Here is a 22560-nt window from a genome sequence, read left to right as displayed (position 1 = left end):
CCAGCGGATTAAGGAATGGGTTTTATTAGAGGGCGCGCACTGTGCCGCAGCGTCACCTCCTTGTCAAAGCACCTCGGCGCTGTCGATATGTAACGACATGTGATGACCTGTAGGAGCGAGCTAGCTCGCGATGCACCTGAGAGCACCGGGGGGTATCAGGTTTCCATCGTCATCGTTGACGACCATCGCGAGCATGCTCGCTCCTACAAGGGGGAAGTGTTTGATAGCCGATAGACGGGATAAAGAAACCAAAATCCCGGCCGTTACAGTGCAAAGTCTCAGATATTTATCGAATAAGGACGTCTCCATGTCGCTCAGACAACTTTCCATTCAATGGAAAATCACCCTGCTGGCCGGGCTGTGCCTGGCGGGCATCGTGACCCTGCTGGTGGGTCTTTCGCTGTACCGCATGGAGCACAGCTCCGAGCTGGTGAAAGCCTCGAGCATGGAGATGCTGACAGAGGCGGCCCAGGCCCGGATCGAGTCCCAGGGCGAAAACCAGGCGCTGGGGATACGCCAGCAGTTCATGGACGCCTATCAGTACGGCCACGGCTTCTCCCGGCAGGTGCTGTTCCTGCGTGACCAGGCCGAGAAGCGCTTTCTCGATGCCTTCGACCTGCGCGAAGACCTGACCCGCCAGGTCAAGTCAGCCCTGCAAGCCAACCCGGACCTGCTCGGCCTGTCCCTGGTGTTCGAACCCAATGGGCTGGACGGCAAGGACGAACTGTTCGCCGGGCAAGCCGAGCTTGGCAGCAACGACAAGGGTCGTTTCGCCCTCTACTGGTCGCAGCCGACGCCGGGCAAGGTAACGTCCATGGCGCTGCCGGAAAAGGACATGGCCGACACCAGCACCGGCCCCAGCGGCGAAGCGGCCAACGCCTGGTTCACCTGTCCGCGCACCACGCTCAAGCCGTGCGTGATCGAACCTTACTTTTATGAGATCGACGGTCAGAACGTGCTGATGACCAGCATCGTTTTCCCACTGATGGTCAACGGCAAGGTGATCGCCTCGCTGTCCGTGGACATCAACCTCAACAGCCTGCAAGCGGTCAGCCTGGGCGCGAGCAAGAAGCTCTATGACGGCCAGACCAGCGTCAGCATCATCAGCCCGGCCGGCCTGCTCGCCGGCTACAGCCCGGACGCCGGCAAACTCAGCCAGCGCCTGGACGCCGTGGATAAGGCCAATGGCGCCGAACTGCTGCGCATGCTCGCCGCCAGCAGCAAAACCGCCAGCCTGCACAGCCATCAGCAACTGAAAGTGCTGGCACCCTTCCAGCCGATTCCCGGCGGTAAATCCTGGGGCGTGCTGCTCGACGTGCCGGAGAAAGTCCTGGTCGGCCCCGCCGAAGCCCTGAAAAAGCAACTCGATGACAGCAACACCGCCGGTACCCTGGTCGAGCTCGGCCTGGGGGTGCTCGCCGCGCTGCTCGGCCTGCTGCTGGTGTGGCTGATGGCCCGCAGCGTCACCCGACCGATCCTCGGCGTGGCGCACATGCTCGAAGACATCGCCAGCGGCGAAGGTGACCTGACCCGCCGCCTGACCTACGACAAGCAGGATGAACTGGGCCAGTTGGCCGGCTGGTTCAACCGTTTCCTCGACAAGCTGCAACCGATCATTGCCGAAGTGAAGCGCTCGGTGCAGGACGCCCGCAGCACCGCTGATCAGTCGTCCGCCATCGCCGCACAGACCAGCGCCGGCATGGAGCAGCAGTACCGCCAGGTGGACCAGGTGGCGACCGCCTCCCACGAAATGAGCGCCACCGCCCAGGACGTCGCCCGCAGCGCCGCGCAAGCGGCCCACGCCGCCCGCGATGCCGATCAGGCGACCCGTCAGGGCCTGACCGTGATCGACCGCACCACCGCCAGCATCGACAACCTCGCCGCCGACATGAGCGCGGCCATGGTTCAGGTCGAAGGTCTGGCGGCCAACAGCGAGAAGATCGGCACCGTACTGGAAGTGATCCGTGCGATTGCCGAGCAGACCAACCTGCTGGCCCTCAACGCCGCGATCGAAGCGGCCCGTGCCGGTGAGGCCGGGCGCGGGTTTGCCGTGGTGGCCGATGAAGTGCGCAACCTGGCCCGGCGTACCCAGGAGTCCGTGGAAGAAACCCGTCTGGTGATCGAACAACTGCAAAACGGCACCCAGGAGGTGGTGGGTTCGATGAACAACAGCCATCGTCAGGCCCAGGGCAGTGTCGAGCAGGTTGGCCAGGCCGTGACGGCGCTGCGCCAGATCGGTGACGCGGTGACCGTGATCAACGACATGAATATGCAGATCGCCAGTGCCGCCGAAGAGCAAAGCGCGGTGGCCGAGGAGATCAACAACAACGTGGCGACCATCCGCGACGTGACCGAGTCGCTGTCGGGCCAGGCCAATGAATCGGCGCGGGTCAGCCAGTCGCTCAATAGCCTGGCGAACCAGCAGCAGAGCCTGATGGACCAGTTCCGCGTTTAAACCCGGTAAACATCCCCTCTGTAGGAGCGAGCCTGCTCGCGATGGTGTGTCAGTCGACACCAAGGTAGCTGACACTCCTTCGCGAGCAGGCTCGCTCCTACAGTTTTCGTGCTGCCCAATCAAATGATGGCAAGTGGATATCTGCCGCAAGCCGATTATGCTTCATGGAACCTTGCAGCGCCTTCTAGCGTCAACCTGAATGCAAACCACGTAATCCAATGACTTCAGCCCCAGGGCCTGGGTACGGTAAGTGTTGGTGGGAACTCCGGCCTACAACAAGAGCAAGACGGAGAATACTCATGGCAGCAATCGACAATGCAACCACGGGCAGCGCGCCCCATCACGGGCTCACCAAGGAGGAACGCAAGGTCATTTTTGCCTCGTCCCTGGGCACCGTGTTCGAATGGTATGACTTCTACCTGTACGGCTCCCTCGCGGCGATCATCGCCAAGCACTTCTTCGCCGGTGTCAACGAAACGACTTCCTTCATCTTCGCCCTGCTCGCCTTTGCCGCAGGCTTTGCCGTGCGGCCCTTCGGGGCGATTGTGTTCGGTCGACTGGGCGACATGATCGGGCGCAAGCACACGTTCCTCATCACCATCGTGATCATGGGTATTTCCACGGCCGTGGTGGGTTTTCTGCCCGGCTACGCGACCATCGGCGTAGCCGCGCCGATCATCCTGATCAGCCTGCGCCTGCTGCAAGGCCTGGCGCTGGGCGGTGAGTACGGCGGCGCCGCGACCTACGTGGCCGAACATGCCCCCAAGGGCAAACGCGGCTACTTCACCTCGTGGATTCAGACGACAGCCACCCTCGGCCTGTTTCTGTCACTGCTGGTGATCCTCGCCTGCCGTACCGCGCTGGGCACTGAAGCCTTCGAAGCCTGGGGCTGGCGGATTCCGTTCCTGCTGTCGATCCTGCTGCTGATTATCTCGGTGTACATCCGCTTGCAGCTCAACGAGTCGCCGGTGTTTGTGAAAATGAAGGCCGAAGGCAAGTCTTCCAAGGCGCCGCTGACTGAATCTTTCGCCCGTTGGGAGAACCTGAAGATCGTGATCATGGCCCTGCTCGGCGGCACCGCCGGCCAGGCCGTGGTCTGGTACACCGGGCAATTCTATGCGCTGTTCTTCCTGTTGCAGACGCTGAAGATCGAACCGCAAACCGCGAACCTGCTGATTGCCGGCTCCCTATTGATCGGCACGCCGTTCTTCGTCATTTTCGGCAGCCTGTCCGACCGTATCGGGCGCAAGGGCATCATCATGGCGGGCTGTATCATCGCGGCACTGACTTACTTCCCGATCTTCCACGCGCTGACCCAATACGGTAACCCCGACGTGTTCATCGCGCAGGAGAAGAATCCGGTCACGGTCGTCGCCAATCCCGCCCAGTGTTCGTTCCAGTTCGACCCGGTGGGCAAGGCCAAATTCACCAGTTCCTGTGACTTGGCCAAGACCGTGCTGGCCAAAAGGGCCATCCCCTACAAGAACGCGGACGCCGAGCCGGGCGCCGTTGCGCAGGTGCGCATTGGCGATAAAGTGATCGAGAGCTTCGAGGGCACCGGCATGCCGGCCGCCGACTTCAAGGCCAAGAACGACGCCTTTGCCGCCACCCTCGCCACCGCCCTCAAGGACGCCGGCTACCCCGAAAAGGCCGACCCGGCCAAGACCAACTACCCGATGGTGTTGCTACTGCTGACGATCCTGGTGATCTACGTGACCATGGTCTACGGGCCGATTGCCGCCTGGCTGGTGGAACTGTTCCCGGCACGCATCCGCTACACCTCGATGTCGCTTCCCTACCACATCGGCAATGGCTGGTTTGGTGGCTTCCTGCCGACGGTGGCGTTCGCCATGGTGGCGGCCACGGGGGATATCTACTACGGGCTGTGGTATCCGATTGTCATCGCGGTGATGACGGCGGTGCTGGGTATTTTCTTCATGCCGGAAACCAAGGATCGGGAGATTCATCACACCTGACCGGCGCCCGGTCCTGTGGGAGCGAGCCTGCTCGCGATAGCGGTGTGTCAGCCACAGTTAATGTCGACTGACACGGCCTCATCGCGAGCAGGCTCGCTCCCACAGGGTTCCTGGTGTGACATCAAGTATGTTTAGGCAACTCGATGACGACCTTCAACCCGCCCCATTCGCTTTCCAGCAACGACAGTTTGCCGCCCCAGCTATCGACGATGTCGCGCACGATGCCCAGCCCCAAACCATGCCCATGGGTTTGCTCATCCAGCCGCGTTCCTCGGCCGAACACCTGATCGCGACGCTCTTCGGGAATGCCCGGGCCGTCATCTTCCACGCTGAGTTCAAAGCCCCCTGCAGTCTCGGCCACACTCAGGCGAACCTCGGCATCCGCCCACTTGCAGGCGTTATCCAGCAGATTGCCCAACAGTTCCAGCAGGTCTTCGCGATCCCAGGGCAATTGCAGGCCGGTGGGTGCGCGGTAGCTCAGCGCCAGGTGTTCGCCATGGATCATGTTCAGGGTGGCCAGCAACCCGGGGAGTTCCGCATCGCAATCAAACAGTGCGCCCGGCAACGCATCGCCGGACAACCGCGCACGATTGAGTTCCCGATTGAGCCGTTGCTGGACTTGCTCCAGTTGCTCCTTGAGGACCTTGCGCAATTGCGGGTGCGCGTCGAGTTGCTCGCTTGAAGCCAGGCTCAACAGCACCGCCAGCGGAGTTTTCAAGGCGTGGCCGAGGTTGCCCAGGGCATTGCGTGAGCGCTTGAGGCTGTCCTCGGTGTGGGCCAGCAAATGGTTGATCTGCGCCACCAGTGGTTCCAGTTCCACCGGCACCTGATCATCGAGTTGCGAACGCTGACCCTGTTGAAGCTGCGCAATCTGCTCGCGGGCCTGCTCCAGCGGACGCAAGGCCCGGCGCACGGTAATCCGTTGCAGCAGCAGAATCAGCAGCAGCGCCGTCAAACCGAGGCCAAACCCGAGCTGTTGCATGCGCCGGAAGCTTTCGCGAATTGGCGTGTAGTCCTCGGCGACGCTGATGGAGATCGGCAACCCCGAACGTCGATAGTCCGTACGCAGCACCAGTAACTGTTGCCCTTCCGGACCCAGTTGCAAGTTGCCATGCAGGCCGGGGTGATCGAGCACCGGCAGTTCCTGATCCCATAAAGAACGGGAACGCCAATGGCCGTCGGCGAAATCGATGCGGAAATAATGCCCGGAGAACGGCCGTTGATAAGCCGGTGACAGGCGTCGCTCATCCAGTTGCAAGCCTTGCGGCCCGCGCACCAGTGCCGCCAGCAGGTTCTCGCTGTCATTGCGCAACCCGGCTTCGAGGTAGCGCTGCAACCCCAATTCGAACAGCCACAGGCTGGTTTGCGCCAGCACCAGGCCAACGACCACCATCACGCTGATCAGGCCCAGGCTCAAGCGGCGCTGGATCGATCTCACCGGGCTTGCCCGCCGAACAGATAACCCTGGCCGCGACGGGTTTCAATCACACTTTTGCCGAGCTTGCGGCGCAAGTGGTTGACGTGGACTTCCAGCACATTGGAATCGCGCTCGGTTTCACCGTCGTAGAGGTGTTCGGCGAGGTGGCTTTTGGAGAGGATCTGCTCGGGGTGCAGCATGAAATAACGCAACAGGCGAAACTCCGCGGCGGTCAGTTGAATGTCCGCTCCGTCGCGCACAACGCACTGGCGACCTTCGTCCAGATGCAACCCGGCAGCCTTGAGCGTTGGCTGGTTGACCTGGCCATGGGAGCGGCGCAACAACGCCTGGATGCGCAAAAACAACTCTTCGGGATGGAATGGCTTGGTCAGGTAATCGTCGGCGCCGGCCTTGAGGCCTTCGATACGTTCGGCCCAGGAGTCTCGGGCCGTCAGGATCAGCACCGGCGTGGCCAGCCCCGCCGTGCGCCATTGCGCCAGCACCTCAAGCCCCGGCACGCCGGGCAAACCGAGGTCGAGGATAATCAGGTCGTAAGGCTCGATGCTGCCCTGATGTACCGCATCGCGACCATCGGCCAGCCAGTCCACCGCATACCCCTGGCGATTGAGGCCGGCCAGCAGTTCGTCGGCCAGGGGCACATGGTCTTCCACCAGGAGCAAACGCATGGATCAGTCTTCCTTGTCTTTGAGTAAACGGCCGGTGGTGGCGTCGATGCCCAGTTCGCGGACCACGCCCTCAGGGGTCAGCAGCTCGACTTCATAAATGTAGACGTCGTGTTTTTCTTCGAGCTCGGCTTCCAGCAGCTTCGCACCGGGATAGTGATCCATCGCCTGCTGCAGCAGTTGCTCCAGCGGCAGGATCACGCCCTGTTGACGCAGGCTCAGGGCCTCATCCTGATCCAGGTCGCGGGCCAACACTGCCGAGCAAAATGCCAGAAGCAACAGCGCCATCCGGCTACCGGTGCATCGCTTGAATAAAAACACCTTCATTACGAATCCTGATGATCCTTGAGAACCTGCCCGCTGACAGCGTCTAATTCCACATCCCAGTCGATGCCCTGAGGATCGCGCAGCTCGACCTTGTACAGGTATTTGCCATAACGCTGTTCCAGCTCGGTTTCACTGACGGTGGAACCCGGATGCCTGGCCACCGCGTTGGCATTGAGTGTCTCGAACGACACAATGGTACCAGCGTCGCGCAATCTCAGCGCTTCATCCGGGCCAAGTTCCCGGGCGTGGGCGAGGCTTGCGGTCATGCCGAGGATCGACGCGGTAAACAGGGCGGTCAGGGTTTTCATGGGTGTCTCCGTATTTCTTCAGGTGCTGCCTGTGGGCGCCACCTTAACCGGATGAACTTAATTGAAACTGAATTGCCATCATTGGCAACACCGCCCTCCTTTGTGGGAGCGAGCCTGCTCGCGATGGCGGCGGCACATCCAACAATGATTTGACTGAAACACCGCTATCGCGAGCAGGCTCGCTCCTACAGTGATCGTGTTTATAATTTCTGCTGGCCCGAAATCGAGACCGCAATGACCGCCATCCACATCAAGTTCCCCTCCCTGACCCTCAAGGCCGGTCCACGTGCCTTTGCGCGCATTCGTGACAGCGGCTTGAACGCCGCCGACGTCGGCACCTTGCCTGGCGCGGCTGGCGGTCCGAAGGCGCTGGGGATTCAGGGTCTGGACCTGGCGCTGTTCGGCGAGTGGCTGCCGGCGGCACCGCGGGAACGCTCGCTGATTGGCGCATCGGTGGGTTCCTGGCGCTTCGCCAGCGCCTGCCTGCCGGACGCCGCCGAGGGCATCCGGCGTCTCGGGCAGCTCTACACCGAGCAACACTTTGCCAAGGGCGTGACCATGGCGCAGATCAGCCAGAGCTCACAGCGCATGCTCAATGACCTGCTCGACGGTCGCGATGCCTCGATCCTCGACAACAACCATTACCGCCTGAACATCATGGTGGTCAAAAGCCACGGCCTGCTGGCCGACGATCATCGCTGCCGCCTCGGGCTGGGCCTGTCATCGGTCATCGCCGACAACCTGCGCGGCCGGGCGCGGCTGGCACGACACTTCGAACGCCTGATCATCCACGACCCGCGCCTGGCGCCGCCAGTCAATGCCTTGAATGACTTCCCGTCGCGCTTCGTCGCCCTCAATGCCGGCAACTTGCGCCAGGCCCTGCTGGCCTCGGGCTCGATCCCGATGGTGATGCAAGGCGTGCGCGACCTGCCGGGCGCCGGCGCCGGGACCTTCCGCGACGGCGGTCTGCTGGATTACCACCTGGACCTGCCCTACAGCGGCAACGACATCGTGCTTTACCCGCATTTCACCGACCGGGTGATTCCCGGCTGGTTCGACAAGACCCTGCCATGGCGCCGCGCCTGCCCGGTTCGCTTGCAGAACGTGCTGTTGCTGGCGCCGTCGAAGGAATACCTGGCGCGCCTGCCCTACGGCAAACTGCCGGACCGTAACGACTTCAAGCGTTTCATGGGAGACGCCCCGAGCCGGCAGAAATACTGGCGCACGACCATGGACGAAAGCCGTCGCCTGGGCGACGAATTCCTCGAACTGGCCGCCAACGGTCGCCTGGGCGAGCGCTTGCTGACCCTTTAGTCAGGACAAACTGGTAAACTCGCCACCTGCCCGAATCGCTGCGGCGAACGCCACCTGAACAGAGCTGAAGATACTGTGGAAATTTTCAAAGAGTTTACCTTCGAATCCGCCCACCGCCTGCCCCACGTACCGGACGGCCACAAGTGCGGGCGCCTGCACGGTCACTCGTTCAAAGTGGCAATCCACCTGAGCGGCGACCTCGACCCGCACACCGGCTGGATCCGCGATTTTTCGGAAATCAAAGAGATCTTCAAGCCGCTGTACGAGCGTCTGGACCACAACTACCTGAACGACATTCCTGGCCTGGAAAACCCGACCAGCGAAGTGCTGGCCAAGTTTATCTGGCAGGAGTTGAAGCCGCTGCTGCCGGAACTCAGCGCGATCCGCATCCACGAGACCTGCACCAGCGGTTGCATCTATCGCGGCGAATAAAAACACAGCCCCCTGTAGGAGCGAGCTCGCTCGCGATGGACGCCAGAGCCCCACGGGCTGCCAGATGCCGCGCGTTATCGTTGACGCCCATCGCAGCTCGCTCCTACAGTTTGTCACTGACATGGAAAACAGCCTTTATCGGCTGTTTTTTTTGCCTATGCTTTTTGCCTCGCACCCGCCAAGAGGACACACCTATGACTGACTGGCCACTGCCCCAGACCTATCGCTTCAAAGGGCACTCCGTGCGCTACGCCGTGCGCGGCGACGGCCCGCCGCTGGTGTTCGTGCATGGCACGCCCTTCTCCTCTTATGTCTGGCACCGGATTGCCCCGCACTTCATCACCACGCACCGGGTGCACTATTTCGATTTGCTGGGCTACGGGCAATCCGAGAAAGTTGATGGCGACGTGTCCCTGGGTGTGCAGAACGAATTGCTGACGCAGTTGCTGGATCATTGGGGCCTGGATCGCCCCGACGTGGTGGCCCATGACTTTGGCGGTGCCACGGCCCTACGCGCGCACCTGCTCAACGGCAAGGATTACCGCAGCCTGACACTGATCGACCCGGTGGCGCTCACGCCCTGGGGCTCGCCGTTCGTGCAGCATGTGCGCCAGCATGAAGCCGCCTTCAGCGGACTGCCCGATTACATCCAGCAAGCGATTGTGCCGGCTTACATCCGCGGGGCGATCAAGCGGAAAATCCCGGACCACGAACTCGCCCCCTATGTTCAGCCGTGGCTGGGAGAGCCGGGGCAAGCGGCGTTCTACCGGCAGATCGCGCAGATGAACGAGCGTTATACCTGCGAGGCCGAGGGCCTGTACTCGACGATTCGCTGCCCGGTGCAGATTCTCTGGGGTGAAGATGACCAGTGGATTCCCATCGAACGCGGGCGGGCCTTGCAGCAGATGATTCCCGGATCGCAGTTTTATCCGATTCCCAACGCCGGTCATCTGGTTCAGGAAGACGCGCCCGAAGCGGTAGTCGCCGCTCTTATGCGATTTTTACCCCTGCAACTATCTACCTGAACATACCCATCCCCCTGTAGGAGCCAGCCTGCTCGCGATGACTGTGGCACATTCAGCACCAAGGTGACTGACACTGCGCCATCGCGAGCAGGCTCGCTCCCACATATTGAACTGGCGGGAATCGCCGCTGGCGAGCTAACGTAAGAGCATTGCCTGAACGATTCGCCAAAAGGATCTGCCCGATGCACATAATCAATGCCCGTCTGCGCAACCAGGAAGGCCTGCATGAGTTGAACCTGGAAAACGGCCTGATCAGCAGCATCGGCCGCCAGATCGAAGCCCCGACCCTGGGCCCTGACGATCTGGATGCCGGCGGCAACCTGGTAGTGCCGCCTTTTGTCGAGCCGCACATCCACCTCGACGCAACCCTGACCGCCGGCGAGCCGCGCTGGAACATGAGCGGCACGCTGTTCGAAGGCATCGAGTGCTGGGGCGAACGCAAGGCGACCATCACCCAGGAAGACACCAAGGCCCGGGCAAAGAAAACCATCCAGACCCTCGCCGCCCACGGCATCCAGCATGTGCGCACCCACGTCGACGTCACCGACCCGCAACTGACCGCGCTCAAGGCGATGCTCGAAGTACGCGAGGAAAGCCGGCACCTGGTCGACCTGCAAATCGTCGCATTCCCTCAAGAAGGCATCGAGTCCTACCGCAATGGTCGCGAATTGATGGAAGAAGCGATCCGCATGGGCGCCGACGTGGTAGGTGGCATTCCGCATTTCGAGTACACCCGCGATCAGGGCGTCAGCTCGGTGAAGTTTCTCATGGACCTGGCCGAACGCAGCGGTTGCCTGGTGGATGTGCATTGCGACGAAACCGACGACCCGCATTCACGCTTTCTCGAAGTGCTCGCCGAAGAGGCCCGCAGCCGCGACATGGGTTCGCGGGTCACGGCCAGCCACACCACGGCCATGGGCTCCTACGACAACGCCTACTGCGCCAAACTGTTTCGCTTGCTCGGGCATTCGGGGATCAGCTTTGTCTCCTGCCCCACCGAAAGCATCCACCTGCAAGGTCGCTTCGACAGTTTCCCGAAACGCCGGGGCGTGACCCGGGTCAACGAGTTGCTGGAAGCAGGCATGAACGTGTGCTTCGGCCAGGACTCCATCGTCGATCCGTGGTACCCCCTGGGCAACGGCAACATTCTGCGGGTGCTCGAAGCCGGCCTGCACATCTGCCACATGCTCGGTTATCGCAACCTGCAAAGTGCGCTGGACCTGGTGACGGACAATAGCGCCAAAGCCATGAACCTCGGCGATCGCTATGGCCTGGAGCGCGGGCGGCCGGCGAACCTGCTGATTCTGTCGGCGGAGAGTGATTACGAGATGATCCGCAGCCAGGGGTTGCCGCTGTACTCGGTGCGCGATGGCAAGGTCTTGATGAAGCGGACGATGCCGGTGGTGGAGTTCAGTGGGCTGGGCTGAAACTTGCGCTGACTGGACTGGCCCCATCGCGAGCAGGCTCGCTCCTACAGGTTTTGTGAACGACATAAAACCACTGTGGGAGCGAGCTTGCTCGCGATGGCAATCTAACAATCAATCGATCATTCGAGCCGTACCAAACAGACTGACCTGACTCAACTCCCCCAACTCTTCCGCCAGCAAGATCGGCGCCGTGCCACCCGGCATCGTCACCTTCACCTCCCCGGCGCTGACCCAACCTGCCCGCCAGGCCGCACAGGCCACCGCGCTGGCGCTGGTCCCCGACGACGCCGTCGGCCCCTCGCCCCGCTCGAATACCCGCGCGGCGATGTGTCCTTCGGACACGCGCATTGCCCATTGCAGGTTGATTCCCGCCGGACAAGGCTTGCCTGCGCCGACCGGCATGGCGTAGGCGATTCGCGTCAGCCCCTCACCCAGCGCCGGCTCGCGCATCTGCTCGTTGCTCGGCAGGTCCTCGGCACTTTCCACCAGCGTCACGCAATGGGGATTGCCGACCCGCGCGAACTGGCTGTGCGACCATGCACTATTGAGTGCCGACAATTGTTCAACGTGGCTGAGTTCGCGACCATTGAACATCGCCGCTTCAACCCCGTGAGCACTGACCGCCGACGGCCCGAATCCCGGCTGGCCCAGATCGAGCCAAAAACCCTTCACGCCCTCGACCTCTGCGGCTTTCACTGAAGTCTGCCCCGGCGAAGGCGAATCAGCCTTGTCGTGGTGAACCCTGAGCAGACAGGCTTCGTTCTGCGGCAACAGCCCTTGATCACTGAGGGCCTGGGAAAAAATCGTCAGCCCGTTGCCACTGCGCTCGGCCAGGGTACCGTCGGTGTTGACGATCAACAGGTCAAAGGGAGGCGACGACTGAAACGGTCCGACCAGCAAACCGTCGCTGCGATGATCCTTGCTGCCGGACGGTTGAGTGCCTGGAGCCCAACTGCAGCAAGCCTCGATCGCGGCTGGCGCCCAGGCTTCAAGGGTTTGCGCTGCCTGGCTGGCCTGGTCGGGCAGGTCGATGCCCTGACGGCGCAGTTCTTCGGGTGTTACCACGATGTAAATGTTGCCCCGTGCATCGTACCTCTGCGCCATGGCGCCCTCCGTGTGTCATTGGAATGGCTCAACATATCGCGAAAAACACTGGCGCTGTGCAACCATATCGCCCTGTTTGACCGTAAAACTTTCCGGGCACTGATCGAACCCTCATAGGCCGATCACTGTCCGTTGAGGACGCGACGCTTTTTGGCAAGGATTGTCATGACCAGCCTCAACAGCCAAACCACCTTCGTACCCGGGCGCCTGGAACAGATGTCCACGCGCATCGCCTTTTTCATCGCCGGGGTCGGCATCGCCGCGTGGGCACCTCTGGTGCCCTATGCCAAGGCCCGGGCCGGACTGGATGAAGGCACCCTGGGATTGTTGCTGCTGTGCCTGGGGGTAGGTTCGATCCTGGCGATGCCGCTGGCCGGGATCCTGTCCACACGTTTCGGCTGCCGGCGGGTGACGGCCGGCGGGACCCTGCTGATCTGTGCCGCCCTGCCGCTGCTGGCGACGGTGTCGTCGATTCCGGCGCTGATCGCCGCATTGTTCATGTTCGGCGCGGGGCTCGGCACCGTGGATTCGACGGTCAACCTGCAAGCGGTGATCGTCGAGCGCGCCAGCGGCAAAAACATGATGTCGGGGTTCCACGGCCTGTTCAGCCTGGGAGGGATTGTCGGCGCGGCAGGCGTCAGCGGATTGCTTGGCCTGGGGATCTCCCCCCTGGGGGCCACGCTGGTGGTGATCGTGTTGCTGCTGATCGCGCTGGCCAAGGCCGTGCCGCATCTGTTGCCCTACGGCAGCGAGAGTTCGGGGCCGGCGTTTGCGGTGCCCCATGGCATCGTCCTGTTCATTGGCGGCATGTGCTTCATCGTGTTCCTCGCCGAAGGCGCTGCGCTGGACTGGAGCGCGGTGTTCCTGACACAGGAACGTGGCATCGACACAGCGTATGCGGGGCTCGGTTATGCGGCGTTTGCCTTGACCATGACGGCCGGGCGTTTGACCGGTGACAAAATCGTACGGCGGTTGGGCGCGACGCGGGTGATTGTGTCCGGCGGGCTGACCGCCGCCGCAGGTTTGTTTCTGGCGACGTTCGCACCGAGCTGGGAGGCGGCGCTGGTGGGTTATGCGTTGCTGGGTGCCGGTTGCTCGAACATTGTGCCGGTGCTGTACACCGCAGTCGGCAAGCAGACGGTCATGCCCGAAAGCATCGCCGTGCCGGCCATTACCACCCTGGGTTATGCGGGCATCCTGGCAGGCCCCGCCGTCATCGGCTTCGTCGCCCATGGCAGCAGCTTGAGTTTCGCCTTTGCCCTGATGGCGGTGTTGCTGGTGGCGGTGGCCGTTGGCGGGAGAGTGTTGAAGGTCTGAATTGTGGCGAGGGGGCTTGCCCCCGTTGGGTTGCGCAGCAGCCCTGAAAGAAGGCCTGCTACGCAGTCCAACGGGGGCAAGCCCCCTCGCCACAGGTCGGTCAGAACCCGACACTGGCCTGCACAAAGAACGTGCGCGGCGCACCGACGTACATGCCCGAGTTGTTGTCGCTGGAACGGGTGAAGTACTGCTTGTCGAAGATGTTCTTCACCCCCGCCCCCAGTTTCAGGTTCGACACCTGCGGACCGAAGTCATAGCCGGCACGTGCGTTCCAGAGCACGTAACCCGGAATGTCACCGAACTGGCCATCAGCGGTGCCTTCAGTGATGTAGTCGCCGTTGAAGCTGCCATCGGCGTTCACGCCGGTGCCCGGCGAACGCTGCTTGGACTGGGCGAACGCATCGAGGTTGTAAGTCCAGCGGTTGACGTCGTAACGCAGGCCGGCGGTGGCCACCTGGCGGGAGTAGAACGGCAGGTCACGGCCCTTGAAGCCCGGGATCTCACCTTCGTAGGTGGCGCGGGTGTAGGTGAAACCGGCGTTGGCGGTCAGGCCGTCCAGCATCGGGTTCAGCGCGGCCATGTCGTAGTGCACCGAGGCTTCGATACCCTGGTGCTTGGTCGCGCCGAGGTTGGTCCAGCCCACGTCATTGCTGATGTATTGCAGTTCGTCGTCGAAGTCGATGTAGAACAGCGTCACTTCGCCGCCCCACACGTCATCGTTGTAGCGCGTACCGATTTCGTAGGTCTTGGCCTTTTCCGGCTCCAGGCCGTTGGCGGGCTCGTCACCGATACCGCCCTGACCCAGCTGGAAGTACTGCAGCGCGCCGAACGAGGTTTCGTAGTTGGCAAACAGTTTCCAGGCATCGGACACGTGATACATCACGCTCAGGGCCGGCAGCGGCTCATTGCTCTCGATGCTGCGGTTTTTCTCCGGCACCCGTTTACCGGCGTTATCAAGCACCGGGCGGTCGTGCCAATCGGTGCTGATGTGCTCGAAGCGAATGCCTGGCGTGACAGTCCAGTTGCCAACGTCAATCTTGTTGTCGACGTAGACCGAATTGGCCTCGGTTCCACCGGTACGATCCTGATAGACATGGCCGTCCGCCCCCGGACGCACGACCGGCTCATTGTTGACCAGCGCCACACGGCTGGCCTCTTCGTGCATGGCCTCTTTCAGGTAGCGATAACCGACGCTGACTTCCTGGGTGGTCGGGCCGACATCAAAAACATGGGACACCCGTGGTTCGATACCGAAGGTGTAGTAGGTGCGCGGGTAGGAGTTGAGTGTCTTCAGGTCGCGGGAGGCGATGGTGCTGCCACGGAAACTGTCGGTGTAGTAGGTCAGCACTTCAGCCTGGGTGCGATCGTCGATCTGCCGCACCCACTTGAACGACACATCCTTGCGGCGACCGCTGAAGTTGTCGTGGTCGCGCACGGACTGGAACGGGTCGGCGTCGTACTGCGCCAGGGTCAGGCCGCCGGGCATGTCGGCCTTGGCATCGTAGTAGTGAAAGTTGAGGCTGAAATCGTCGACATCGGTCGGCGCCCAATGGGTCTTGAGGATCACGTCGTCGATGTCGTTGCCGTTGTTGCTTTCACGGTAACCGTTGCCGTTCACGCCGGAATACAACAGCGCCACGCCCATGCCGTTGTCGGCGGTGCCGCCCATGAATGCCGTGTCGATGTGCTTCCAGCCACCGTGCTGCGAGGTTTCCAGGGTGGTGCCGATTTCCGCGGAGGCCTGTTCCGGGATCGCGCGGGTCACGAAGTTGATCACGCCGCCCACGTTTTGTGGTCCGTAGCGTACGGAACCGGCACCGCGCACCACGTCGATGCTGTCGAGGTTGCCCGAGGAAATCGGCGCCATGGACAGTTGCGGCTGACCGTAAGGCGCGAACGCCGCCGGGATGCCGTCGATCAGCACGGTGGAGCGAGGCGACAGGCGCGAAGTCAGGCCGCGCACACCGACGTTGAGGGAAATGTCGCTGCCACCGGTACCGTTGGCGTCCTGCACCTGCACACCCGGGACACGTTTGAGTACGTCACCGACGTTCATCGCGCCCTGCTCGACCATGGCTTCGCGGCGGATCACGGTTCGTGCCCCGGGGTGGTTCTGCACCACGGCGGCATCGGCGTCGCCGAGCCAGTTACCGACAACCTTGATGTCAGTCACGCCCAGTTCCAGTGGACCGCTGGCCGCCGATGCTGGTGCCGGCATCAGCGTCACCGAACCTTCATCGATCTGGTATTGCAGGCCGCTGCCTTGCAGCAACTGGCGCAGCGCATCTTCCGGGGAAAGGTTGCCATCCACCGCCGGAGCCTGCTTGCCGGCGACCAGTTCAGGGCTGAAGAACACCTGAAGCGAGGTTTGCTGGCCCAACTGACTCAGGGCCTGTCCCAAGGGTTGCGCCGGGATGCGGATGGCATCGGCGGCAAAGGCCTGGGGCAGCGCAACGTTGACCGCCAACGCGAGGGCCAGCGGTAACCAGGGGAGTTTGTTGTTTTTAGCGGTGGAGTTTTTCACGTCGAACGTAATCCTGTGGATCGCAAGAGTGTGCGTTTGTTAATGCAAACCAGTTGCAGTTGAACAGGAAGACGATGAACTCGAAAAAAACCTGAATTTTATTTTGAAATTATTTCCTGACTGCCATCGCCAAGGGTGCGCACGGCCACGGGGAGGATGCTCGGCAAGGCCTTGAGCAGCGCGTCGGTGTTGTCGGATTTGAACACGCTGGTCAGGCGCAGATCGCCCACCGCTGCACTGGCGACCTTGAGTGGCTTCTCGCGATAGCGCGAGACCTGCTCGGCGACATCGGCCAGGCTGGCATTGTTGAACACCAGTTTGCCGTTGCGCCAGGCGGTCATTTCCGCCGGGTTGACGGCATAGGCGGCGGCAACTTTGCCCTGGGTATCGACGTGGGAGCCAAGACCTGCCGACAGATTGATGAAATCGTTATCGGCGGCGTCGCGACCTTGAACCTTGACGCTGCCCTGCTCCACCACCACCCGGGTTTCGCTGGCGCCATGACGTACGTCGAATCGGGTGCCGGTAACCGTGACCTTGCCGCTGCCCGCCGCGACCACGAAAGGCCGGCCAGTGTCATGCTCGACGCTGAACATCGCTTCACCTTCGGTCAGCTCAACGTTGCGGCGATCCTTTTCAAAGCGCACCTGAATCCGGCTGCGGCTGTCCAGATCGACCACCGAGCCATCGGGTAACGCCACTTGGCGTCGCTCATTCAGGGCCGTTGAAAACTCGGCGGTGTAAGGCGCCGGATGATTCAGGCCGCTGAACAAACCCAGGCCGAGCGCTACCGCCAACACGCTGGCAGCCACCGCGTAACGCAGCACGGGACGACGTTTTTTCAGGGCTGGCGGGGTTTCACACAGGGCCCGCAAGCGCGCCGTCGGCACCAGGTCGGCGGCGCTCCACAAGCCCTGGAGCACTTCGAATTCGCTTCGGTGCTGGGGGTGCTGCTCCAGCCAGAGTTGAAACTGACGCCGAACTTCGACATCGGCAACAGGCTCCTGCAAACGCACAAACCACTGCGCCGCGTCATCGCGAACCGCTGTTTGCCCGCACGCACAATCACGAGTATCCATCATGGAAGTTCCTGTTTGGCTGGGGAGGAGAAGGCGCGGCCGGTCATGACTGCAACCCGTCCAGGCGATCGCGCAGATGCCGAAGCGTGCGGATCATATACTTTTCCACCATGTTCTTGGACAACCCCAGGCGTTCGGCGATTTCGGCCTGGGTCAGGCCCTCGATTTTCTGCCAGACAAACACCTTGCGGCAGTTGACCGGCAGCTCGGTGAGCGCCCGTTCGATGGAATCAGCCAGCTGGATCGCGTGCATGAAATGCTCCGGGTCGCCGGTCGGCGACTCACTGAGATCGATCGCCTCTGACTCCATGGCGCCCCGCCGGTCCTCACGCCGATAACCATCCACGGCAATGTTGCGCGCGGTCTGGTGCAAATACGCCCGGGGCTGCTGCACCACCGCCGAATCGGACTCAAGCACCCGCACGAAGGTATCGTGGGCCAGGTCCTCGGCCTGCTGACGGTTTCTCAGGCGACGGGTCCAGGTGCCAACCAACTCTTCGTAATGCTCGAAAAAGCCGTGTCTGCGGGGCAGCTTGAGGGTCATTGCGGTGTGCTGTGGAGACGGAGCGTGAATAGTAATGCTTCCTATTAACTTGAAGCAATGGTTTGCGTCCGCCACACAGGGCACTTTATCCCCTTGCCATTGTGCATTTCGTCAGGAAAGCTCAATTGCGGCACGGAACCAAAGAAATCTGGCAGGCATTCAAATGCAGCCATTGACTGGTTGTAACAAAGTGCAGAAATGCCCGTACCCGGCTTTCACCCAGGAATTCACACATGTTCAGCCCCAAAGCATCGCCCAAGAGAACACCGCTGGCCCGCCTCGCCCTGGCCATCACCCTGAGCACCCTCGGTCTGCCGTTCTGGGCGGGTAATGCCCAGGCCCACGGCGGTCACGCCGAAATGGTGCCGCTGCAAGCGGGTCTTGAGGAATTTGGCGCCACGGTGAAATGGGACGACTACGCCAATCTGTTCACCATCGCCAAGGACGGGGTCTACCTCAAGGTCAAGCCCGACAGCAAAGTGGCGATGCTCAACGGCAAGCGTATCGAGCTGACGGTGCCGGTGGTGTTCAAGGACCATACGGCGTTCATGTCCAAGGACTTTATCAACCAGGTGTTCCAGTCCGGGCTGGACAAGACCTTCGTCGTCGAGACCCGCCCTAACCCGCTCAACCCCCTGAGCGCAGCCGAAATCACCACGGCCGTGGACATCGTCAAGAAATCGGAAAACTACAAGCCTGGCTTCCGCTTCACCGAAGTCTCGGTCAAGGAACCGCCGAAGGATCAAGTGTGGAACTTCGTCTTCACCGGGCAAAACGTCGCCCAGCCGCGTGAGGCCTCAATCGTGGTGCTCGACGGCAAGCACGTGATCGAAGCCCTGGTCGACCTCGACACGAAAGAACTCAAGTCCTGGAAGCCGATCGAAGGCGCCCACGGCATGGTGTTGCTGGACGACTTCGCAACGGTGCAGACGGCTGTGGAAACCAGCCCGGAATACGCCCAGGCCCTGGCCAAGCGCGGCATCAACGATGTGAAAAAGGTTGTGGCCACGCCGCTGACTGTCGGTTTCTTCGACGGCAAGGACGGCCTGGCGCAGGACAAGCGCCTGCTGAAAATCGTCAGCTACCTCAACACCGGTGACGGCAACTACTGGGCGCACCCGATTGAAGGCCTGGTGGCGATTGTCGACCTGGAACAGAAGAAGCTGATCAAGATCGAAGACGACGCGCTCATTCCGGTGCCGATGAATCCGACGCCGTATGACGGTCGCGGACGCCAGGGCGTCGCAGTCAAACCGCTGGAAATCATCGAGCCCGAGGGCAAGAACTACACCATCAGCGGCAACAGCATTCACTGGCAGAACTGGGACTTCCATGTTCGCCTCGATTCGCGGGTCGGGCCGATCCTGTCCACCGTCACCTACGACGACAAAGGCAAGAAACGCAAGATCATGTACGAAGGCTCGCTGGGCGGCATGATCGTGCCTTACGGCGACCCGGACGTCGGTTGGTACTTCAAGGCCTACCTCGACTCCGGCGACTACGGCATGGGCACCCTGACCTCGCCGATTGCCCGTGGCAAAGACGCCCCGCAAAACGCCGTGCTGCTGGACGCCACCATCGCCGACTACACCGGCGCACCGACCGCAATCCCGCGCGCCATGGCGGTGTTCGAACGCTACGCCGGCCCCGAATACAAACACCAGGAAATGGGCCAGCCCAACCTCAGCACCGAGCGCCGTGAACTGGTGGTGCGCTGGATCAGCACCGTGGGCAACTACGACTACATCTTCGACTGGGTCTTCCAGCAGAACGGCACCATCGGCATCGACGCCGGCGCCACCGGTATCGAAGCGGTCAAGGGCGTGAAATCGAAAACCATGCACGAAGACACCGCCAGGGAAGACACGCGCTACGGCACCCTGCTGGACCACAACATCGTCGGCACCACACACCAGCACATCTACAACTTCCGTCTCGATATGGACGTGGACGGCGAGCAAAACTCGCTGGTGGAAGTGAACCCGGTGGTGTTGCCCAACGACCGTGGCGGGCCGCGCACCAGCACCATGCAGACCGAGACCAAAGTGATCGGTACCGAACAGCAAGCGGCGCAGAAGTTCGACCCGTCGACCGTGCGCCTGCTGACCAACTTCAGCAAGGAGAACAAGGTCGGCAACCCGGTTTCCTATCAGCTGATCCCTTATGCCGGCGGCACGCACCCGGTGGCCAAGGGCGCCAACTTCGGCAAGGACGAATGGCTCTACCACCGCCTGAGTTTCATGGACAAGCAGCTGTGGGTGACGCAATACAACCCGGAGGAAAAGTACCCGGAAGGCAAATACCCGAACCGCTCGGACAAGGACTCGGGCCTGGGGCAGTTCACCCAGGACAACCACTCCATCGAGAACACCGACGACGTGGTCTGGCTGACCACCGGCACCACCCACATCGCCCGCGCCGAAGAGTGGCCGATCATGCCGACCGAGTGGGTGCATGTGCTGTTGAAGCCGTGGAACTTCTTCGATGAAACGCCGACCCTGAACCTCAGCTCACCGAAGTAATCGGGTCGAACGCCATACCTGTAGGAGCGAGCCTGCTCGCGAAGATCTCAAGGACACCGCGTTTCTCCAGAATTCGCGCGTTATCGTTGACGACCATCGCGAGCAGGCTCGCTCCTACAGGGTTGACCGGTGTTCAAACCATCAAGCATGCCGCTTGCGATACTCCCCCGGCGCAATGCCGAAGCGCGACTTGAACGCTGTCGAGAAGTAACTCGAATCGGAAAACCCCCACGAATACCCCAGCACCGACAACTTTTCCTCCTTGCCCGATTGGCGCAGGGATTCGGCGCACAGGTCCAGGCGGCGGTTCTTGATGTAGCGCGCCACCACCAGGCCTTTCTTGGCAAACATCCGGTACAGGCCTCGGGTCGATATGCCGACTTCCCGCGCCAGCCATTCCGGGCACAGGTCTTCGGAGCGAATGTTTTCGTCGATGCAGGTGAGCGTCTTGCGAAAGATCCGCTCATGGGCATCGGTGCAATCGTCGGCCTGGCTGATCGCCGGGCGCAGCAGACTGACAATCGCCTCCAGGGTCGCTTCGCTTTCCTGCCGGGTCAGGTGCTGCTGGCGGGTGGCATCGAGGATCAGCCGGTGCGACAGCATCGCGATGGGCGAGGTTGCGGCAATCCGGTGGCCGCACTTGACCTGATTGAAGCGCAGGGTTTGCTCGACCAGTTGATACGGCAGGATCAGCGACAACTGCCGGGAGTTTTCGCCGTAGGTGAAGTCGCTGGGCCGCGAAGCATCGATCAGCGTGATGTCGCCGGGGGACAGCAAGACCTTGTCGTCGCCTTGGGCCATGCCCGCCGTGCCGTCGAGTTGGAACACCGCAAAATACTTGCCGCCCTCGCCCGCCGCGACTTCCTGGGGCGTACGGTACAAACGCGCCTGGCACACGTCGACGAAACTGAGTTTGAGCGCATCGCTCTGGTATTCGCGGATACGTCCGGCAAACTCGCTGCCCAGGGGTTGTGCGTTGAAGGCGCCACAGATCTGGTTGATCTGATGGATCCACTGGTCGAACCCATCATGGCGCTGTGCTGTTGTAGAAATCATGTCAGGCCTCACGCAGGCTTATTTTTATTGTCTACGTCAATCCACACGACATCGGATGCTCTCCTGAACCGCACCACTCCCTGAACAATGACGTGCTATTTCAGTCCGCCAAAACGCCGATAGAAGCTTTCACCCACATCCGGCAACGGGCCGTCGGCCGTTTCCAGTGCGGCGTTCAGCCATTCTTCGGCCTTGGCGTAAATCAAACGGTAAATGTTGCGGCACAACTGGCGGGCGGCGCGGCCTTCCCAATCGCCGGGCAGCAACTCGTCCGGCAGTTGCGGGTCGCGCAGCAGCAGCTTGCGGTACTCGTGAATCAGCAGCACCCGCGCCAGGAAGCAGTCGGCCGGTTGCAGGTTTTCCTGCTCGCGCAGGGCTTGCCACAGCGGCCGGAACAGCTGGATGAACTCGCTGTAGTGCGCGGCCAGCTCCTCGATGTTCCAGCTCTCGCGCACCTGCAGGCGCAGGGCCTTGGAGGCCAGTACATCCTGGGCGGTGGTTTCGAAGACAATGGTGTCTTCCTGCGCGCCGAGGTCGAGCAGGGTCGCGTTGACGTCGGAACGGTCGCTGCGCGGACAGGCCAGCACCACCGGCGAAATCGCACCGAAACCCTGCCACTCCAGTTCTTCACGCACCTGTTTGCGTTTGTCCTGGGTCAGTTGCGAGAGCATCACCAGGCACCAGGAACCATCCCAGGCCGGCATCGTGGTGCTGTAGACCCGCTTGAAGGCCTTGTCGAAACGCCGGCGACCAGTGCCGGTCAGGCTGTAGTAACTGCGGCGACCGACCTTCTCGGCGGTCAGCCAGCCTTCCTTGGTCAGGCGAAAAATCGACGTACGAATCAGCCGCTCGTTGATGCCGATGGGCTCGAGCAATTGAATCAGGCTGCCCAGCCAGACGGTGCCGCCATGGGGTTCGATGGCATCCCCGTACAACGTGATGATCAAGGAACTGGCGCGGATCGGCGTCTGCTCCTGGAAGCGGGTAATCAGATGGTTCAAGGGAGTCAGGGACGACATGGGCGTTCCGTGTAAAAAAAGAAAAGGAATA

Annotated in this window: 18 protein-coding genes and 1 pseudogene; 9 read left to right on the top strand and 10 right to left on the bottom strand. The window is 61.7% G+C overall.

Annotation, left to right across the window (positions count from 1 at the left end; translation table 11 throughout):
• Nucleotides 1-130: 130 nt before the first annotated feature.
• The 3 genes and pseudogenes from KGB20_RS29175 to KGB20_RS00540 all read left to right on the top strand — a co-directional run.
• Nucleotides 131-1597: pseudogene (locus tag KGB20_RS29175) on the top strand (HAMP domain-containing protein); the annotation flags it as partial.
• Between the two features lie 102 nt (nt 1598-1699).
• Complete coding sequence (locus tag KGB20_RS29170) at nt 1700-2455, top strand: methyl-accepting chemotaxis protein (protein WP_371319477.1); 756 nt, start codon at nt 1700-1702, stop codon at nt 2453-2455.
• A 299-nt stretch (nt 2456-2754) separates the two neighbouring features.
• Nucleotides 2755-4431 carry an MFS transporter gene (locus KGB20_RS00540; protein ID WP_223531741.1) on the top strand — a complete coding sequence of 559 codons (1677 nt, stop codon included), beginning with the start codon at nt 2755-2757 and terminating at the stop codon, nt 4429-4431.
• A 121-nt stretch (nt 4432-4552) separates the two neighbouring features.
• Here the strand turns inward: KGB20_RS00540 and KGB20_RS00535 are convergent, their stop codons facing one another.
• The 4 genes from KGB20_RS00535 to KGB20_RS00520 are packed head-to-tail and all read right to left on the bottom strand — an operon-like array spanning nt 4553 to nt 7166.
• Nucleotides 4553-5869 carry a sensor histidine kinase gene (locus tag KGB20_RS00535; RefSeq protein WP_223531739.1) on the bottom strand — a complete coding sequence of 439 codons (1317 nt, stop codon included), beginning with the start codon at nt 5867-5869 and terminating at the stop codon, nt 4553-4555.
• The gene (locus KGB20_RS00530; RefSeq protein WP_223531737.1) at nt 5866-6534 is read right to left on the bottom strand and encodes a response regulator transcription factor; all 669 of its coding nucleotides are present in this window, start codon (nt 6532-6534) and stop codon (nt 5866-5868) included. Before KGB20_RS00530 ends, KGB20_RS00535 begins: the two co-directional genes overlap by 4 nt.
• Nucleotides 6535-6537: 3 nt before the next feature.
• Nucleotides 6538-6858, bottom strand: coding sequence for a PepSY domain-containing protein (locus KGB20_RS00525; RefSeq protein WP_090456822.1), 321 nt, complete (start codon nt 6856-6858; stop codon nt 6538-6540).
• Nucleotides 6858-7166, bottom strand: coding sequence for a PepSY domain-containing protein (locus KGB20_RS00520; RefSeq protein WP_090456824.1), 309 nt, complete (start codon nt 7164-7166; stop codon nt 6858-6860). Before KGB20_RS00520 ends, KGB20_RS00525 begins: the two co-directional genes overlap by 1 nt.
• Nucleotides 7167-7400: 234 nt before the next feature.
• On the opposite strand from KGB20_RS00520, the gene KGB20_RS00515 reads away from it, so the two are divergent.
• The 4 genes from KGB20_RS00515 to codA all read left to right on the top strand — a co-directional run bounded on the left by KGB20_RS00515 (nt 7401) and on the right by codA (nt 11364).
• Nucleotides 7401-8480 (top strand): patatin-like phospholipase family protein, encoded by a 1080-nt coding sequence (locus KGB20_RS00515; protein WP_223531734.1) that lies wholly within the window; start codon nt 7401-7403, stop codon nt 8478-8480.
• 75 nt (nt 8481-8555) lie between these two features.
• Nucleotides 8556-8912 carry a 6-carboxytetrahydropterin synthase QueD gene (queD, locus tag KGB20_RS00510; RefSeq protein WP_008021670.1) on the top strand — a complete coding sequence of 119 codons (357 nt, stop codon included), beginning with the start codon at nt 8556-8558 and terminating at the stop codon, nt 8910-8912.
• Between the two features lie 194 nt (nt 8913-9106).
• Nucleotides 9107-9937 (top strand): alpha/beta fold hydrolase, encoded by an 831-nt coding sequence (locus KGB20_RS00505; RefSeq protein WP_223531732.1) that lies wholly within the window; start codon nt 9107-9109, stop codon nt 9935-9937.
• 182 nt (nt 9938-10119) lie between these two features.
• A complete protein-coding gene (codA, locus tag KGB20_RS00500; protein ID WP_223531730.1) occupies nt 10120-11364 on the top strand; it encodes a cytosine deaminase in 1245 nt (414 codons plus the stop codon).
• A 111-nt stretch (nt 11365-11475) separates the two neighbouring features.
• On the opposite strand, the gene KGB20_RS00495 is transcribed toward codA, so the two are convergent.
• A complete protein-coding gene (locus KGB20_RS00495; RefSeq protein ID WP_223531729.1) occupies nt 11476-12468 on the bottom strand; it encodes a diaminopimelate epimerase in 993 nt (330 codons plus the stop codon).
• Between the two features lie 165 nt (nt 12469-12633).
• On the opposite strand from KGB20_RS00495, the gene KGB20_RS00490 reads away from it, so the two are divergent.
• A complete protein-coding gene (locus KGB20_RS00490) occupies nt 12634-13785 on the top strand; it encodes an MFS transporter (protein WP_223531727.1) in 1152 nt (383 codons plus the stop codon).
• Nucleotides 13786-13885: 100 nt separating this feature from the next.
• Here KGB20_RS00490 and KGB20_RS00485 read toward each other — a convergent pair whose 3' ends face one another.
• The 3 genes from KGB20_RS00485 to KGB20_RS00475 all read right to left on the bottom strand — a co-directional run bounded on the left by KGB20_RS00485 (nt 13886) and on the right by KGB20_RS00475 (nt 17932).
• Nucleotides 13886-16309: a TonB-dependent siderophore receptor gene (locus KGB20_RS00485; RefSeq protein WP_223531725.1), complete on the bottom strand. Its 2424-nt coding sequence runs from the start codon at nt 16307-16309 to the stop codon at nt 13886-13888.
• A 98-nt stretch (nt 16310-16407) separates the two neighbouring features.
• Nucleotides 16408-17391: a FecR family protein gene (locus KGB20_RS00480; RefSeq protein WP_223531724.1), complete on the bottom strand. Its 984-nt coding sequence runs from the start codon at nt 17389-17391 to the stop codon at nt 16408-16410.
• 40 nt (nt 17392-17431) lie between these two features.
• Nucleotides 17432-17932 carry a sigma-70 family RNA polymerase sigma factor gene (locus KGB20_RS00475; protein ID WP_057713991.1) on the bottom strand — a complete coding sequence of 167 codons (501 nt, stop codon included), beginning with the start codon at nt 17930-17932 and terminating at the stop codon, nt 17432-17434.
• A gap of 233 nt (nt 17933-18165) precedes the next feature.
• Here KGB20_RS00475 and tynA point away from each other — a divergent pair, with 233 nt between their 5' ends.
• The gene (tynA, locus tag KGB20_RS00470; protein WP_223531722.1) at nt 18166-20454 is read left to right on the top strand and encodes a primary-amine oxidase; all 2289 of its coding nucleotides are present in this window, start codon (nt 18166-18168) and stop codon (nt 20452-20454) included.
• Between the two features lie 141 nt (nt 20455-20595).
• Here the strand turns inward: tynA and feaR are convergent, their stop codons facing one another.
• Nucleotides 20596-21510 (bottom strand): transcriptional regulator FeaR, encoded by a 915-nt coding sequence (gene feaR / locus KGB20_RS00465; RefSeq protein WP_223531720.1) that lies wholly within the window; start codon nt 21508-21510, stop codon nt 20596-20598.
• Nucleotides 21511-21605: 95 nt separating this feature from the next.
• Nucleotides 21606-22529, bottom strand: coding sequence for a phenylacetic acid degradation operon negative regulatory protein PaaX (paaX, locus tag KGB20_RS00460; RefSeq protein WP_007972019.1), 924 nt, complete (start codon nt 22527-22529; stop codon nt 21606-21608).
• Nucleotides 22530-22560: the final 31 nt, after the last annotated feature.

The organism is Pseudomonas sp. BF-R-30, from assembly GCF_019956175.1.
Classification (GTDB): Bacteria; Pseudomonadota; Gammaproteobacteria; order Pseudomonadales; family Pseudomonadaceae; genus Aquipseudomonas; species Aquipseudomonas jessenii.
Note: the sequence above shows the minus strand (reverse complement) of the source record. Positions and strands in the feature narration are given on the sequence as shown.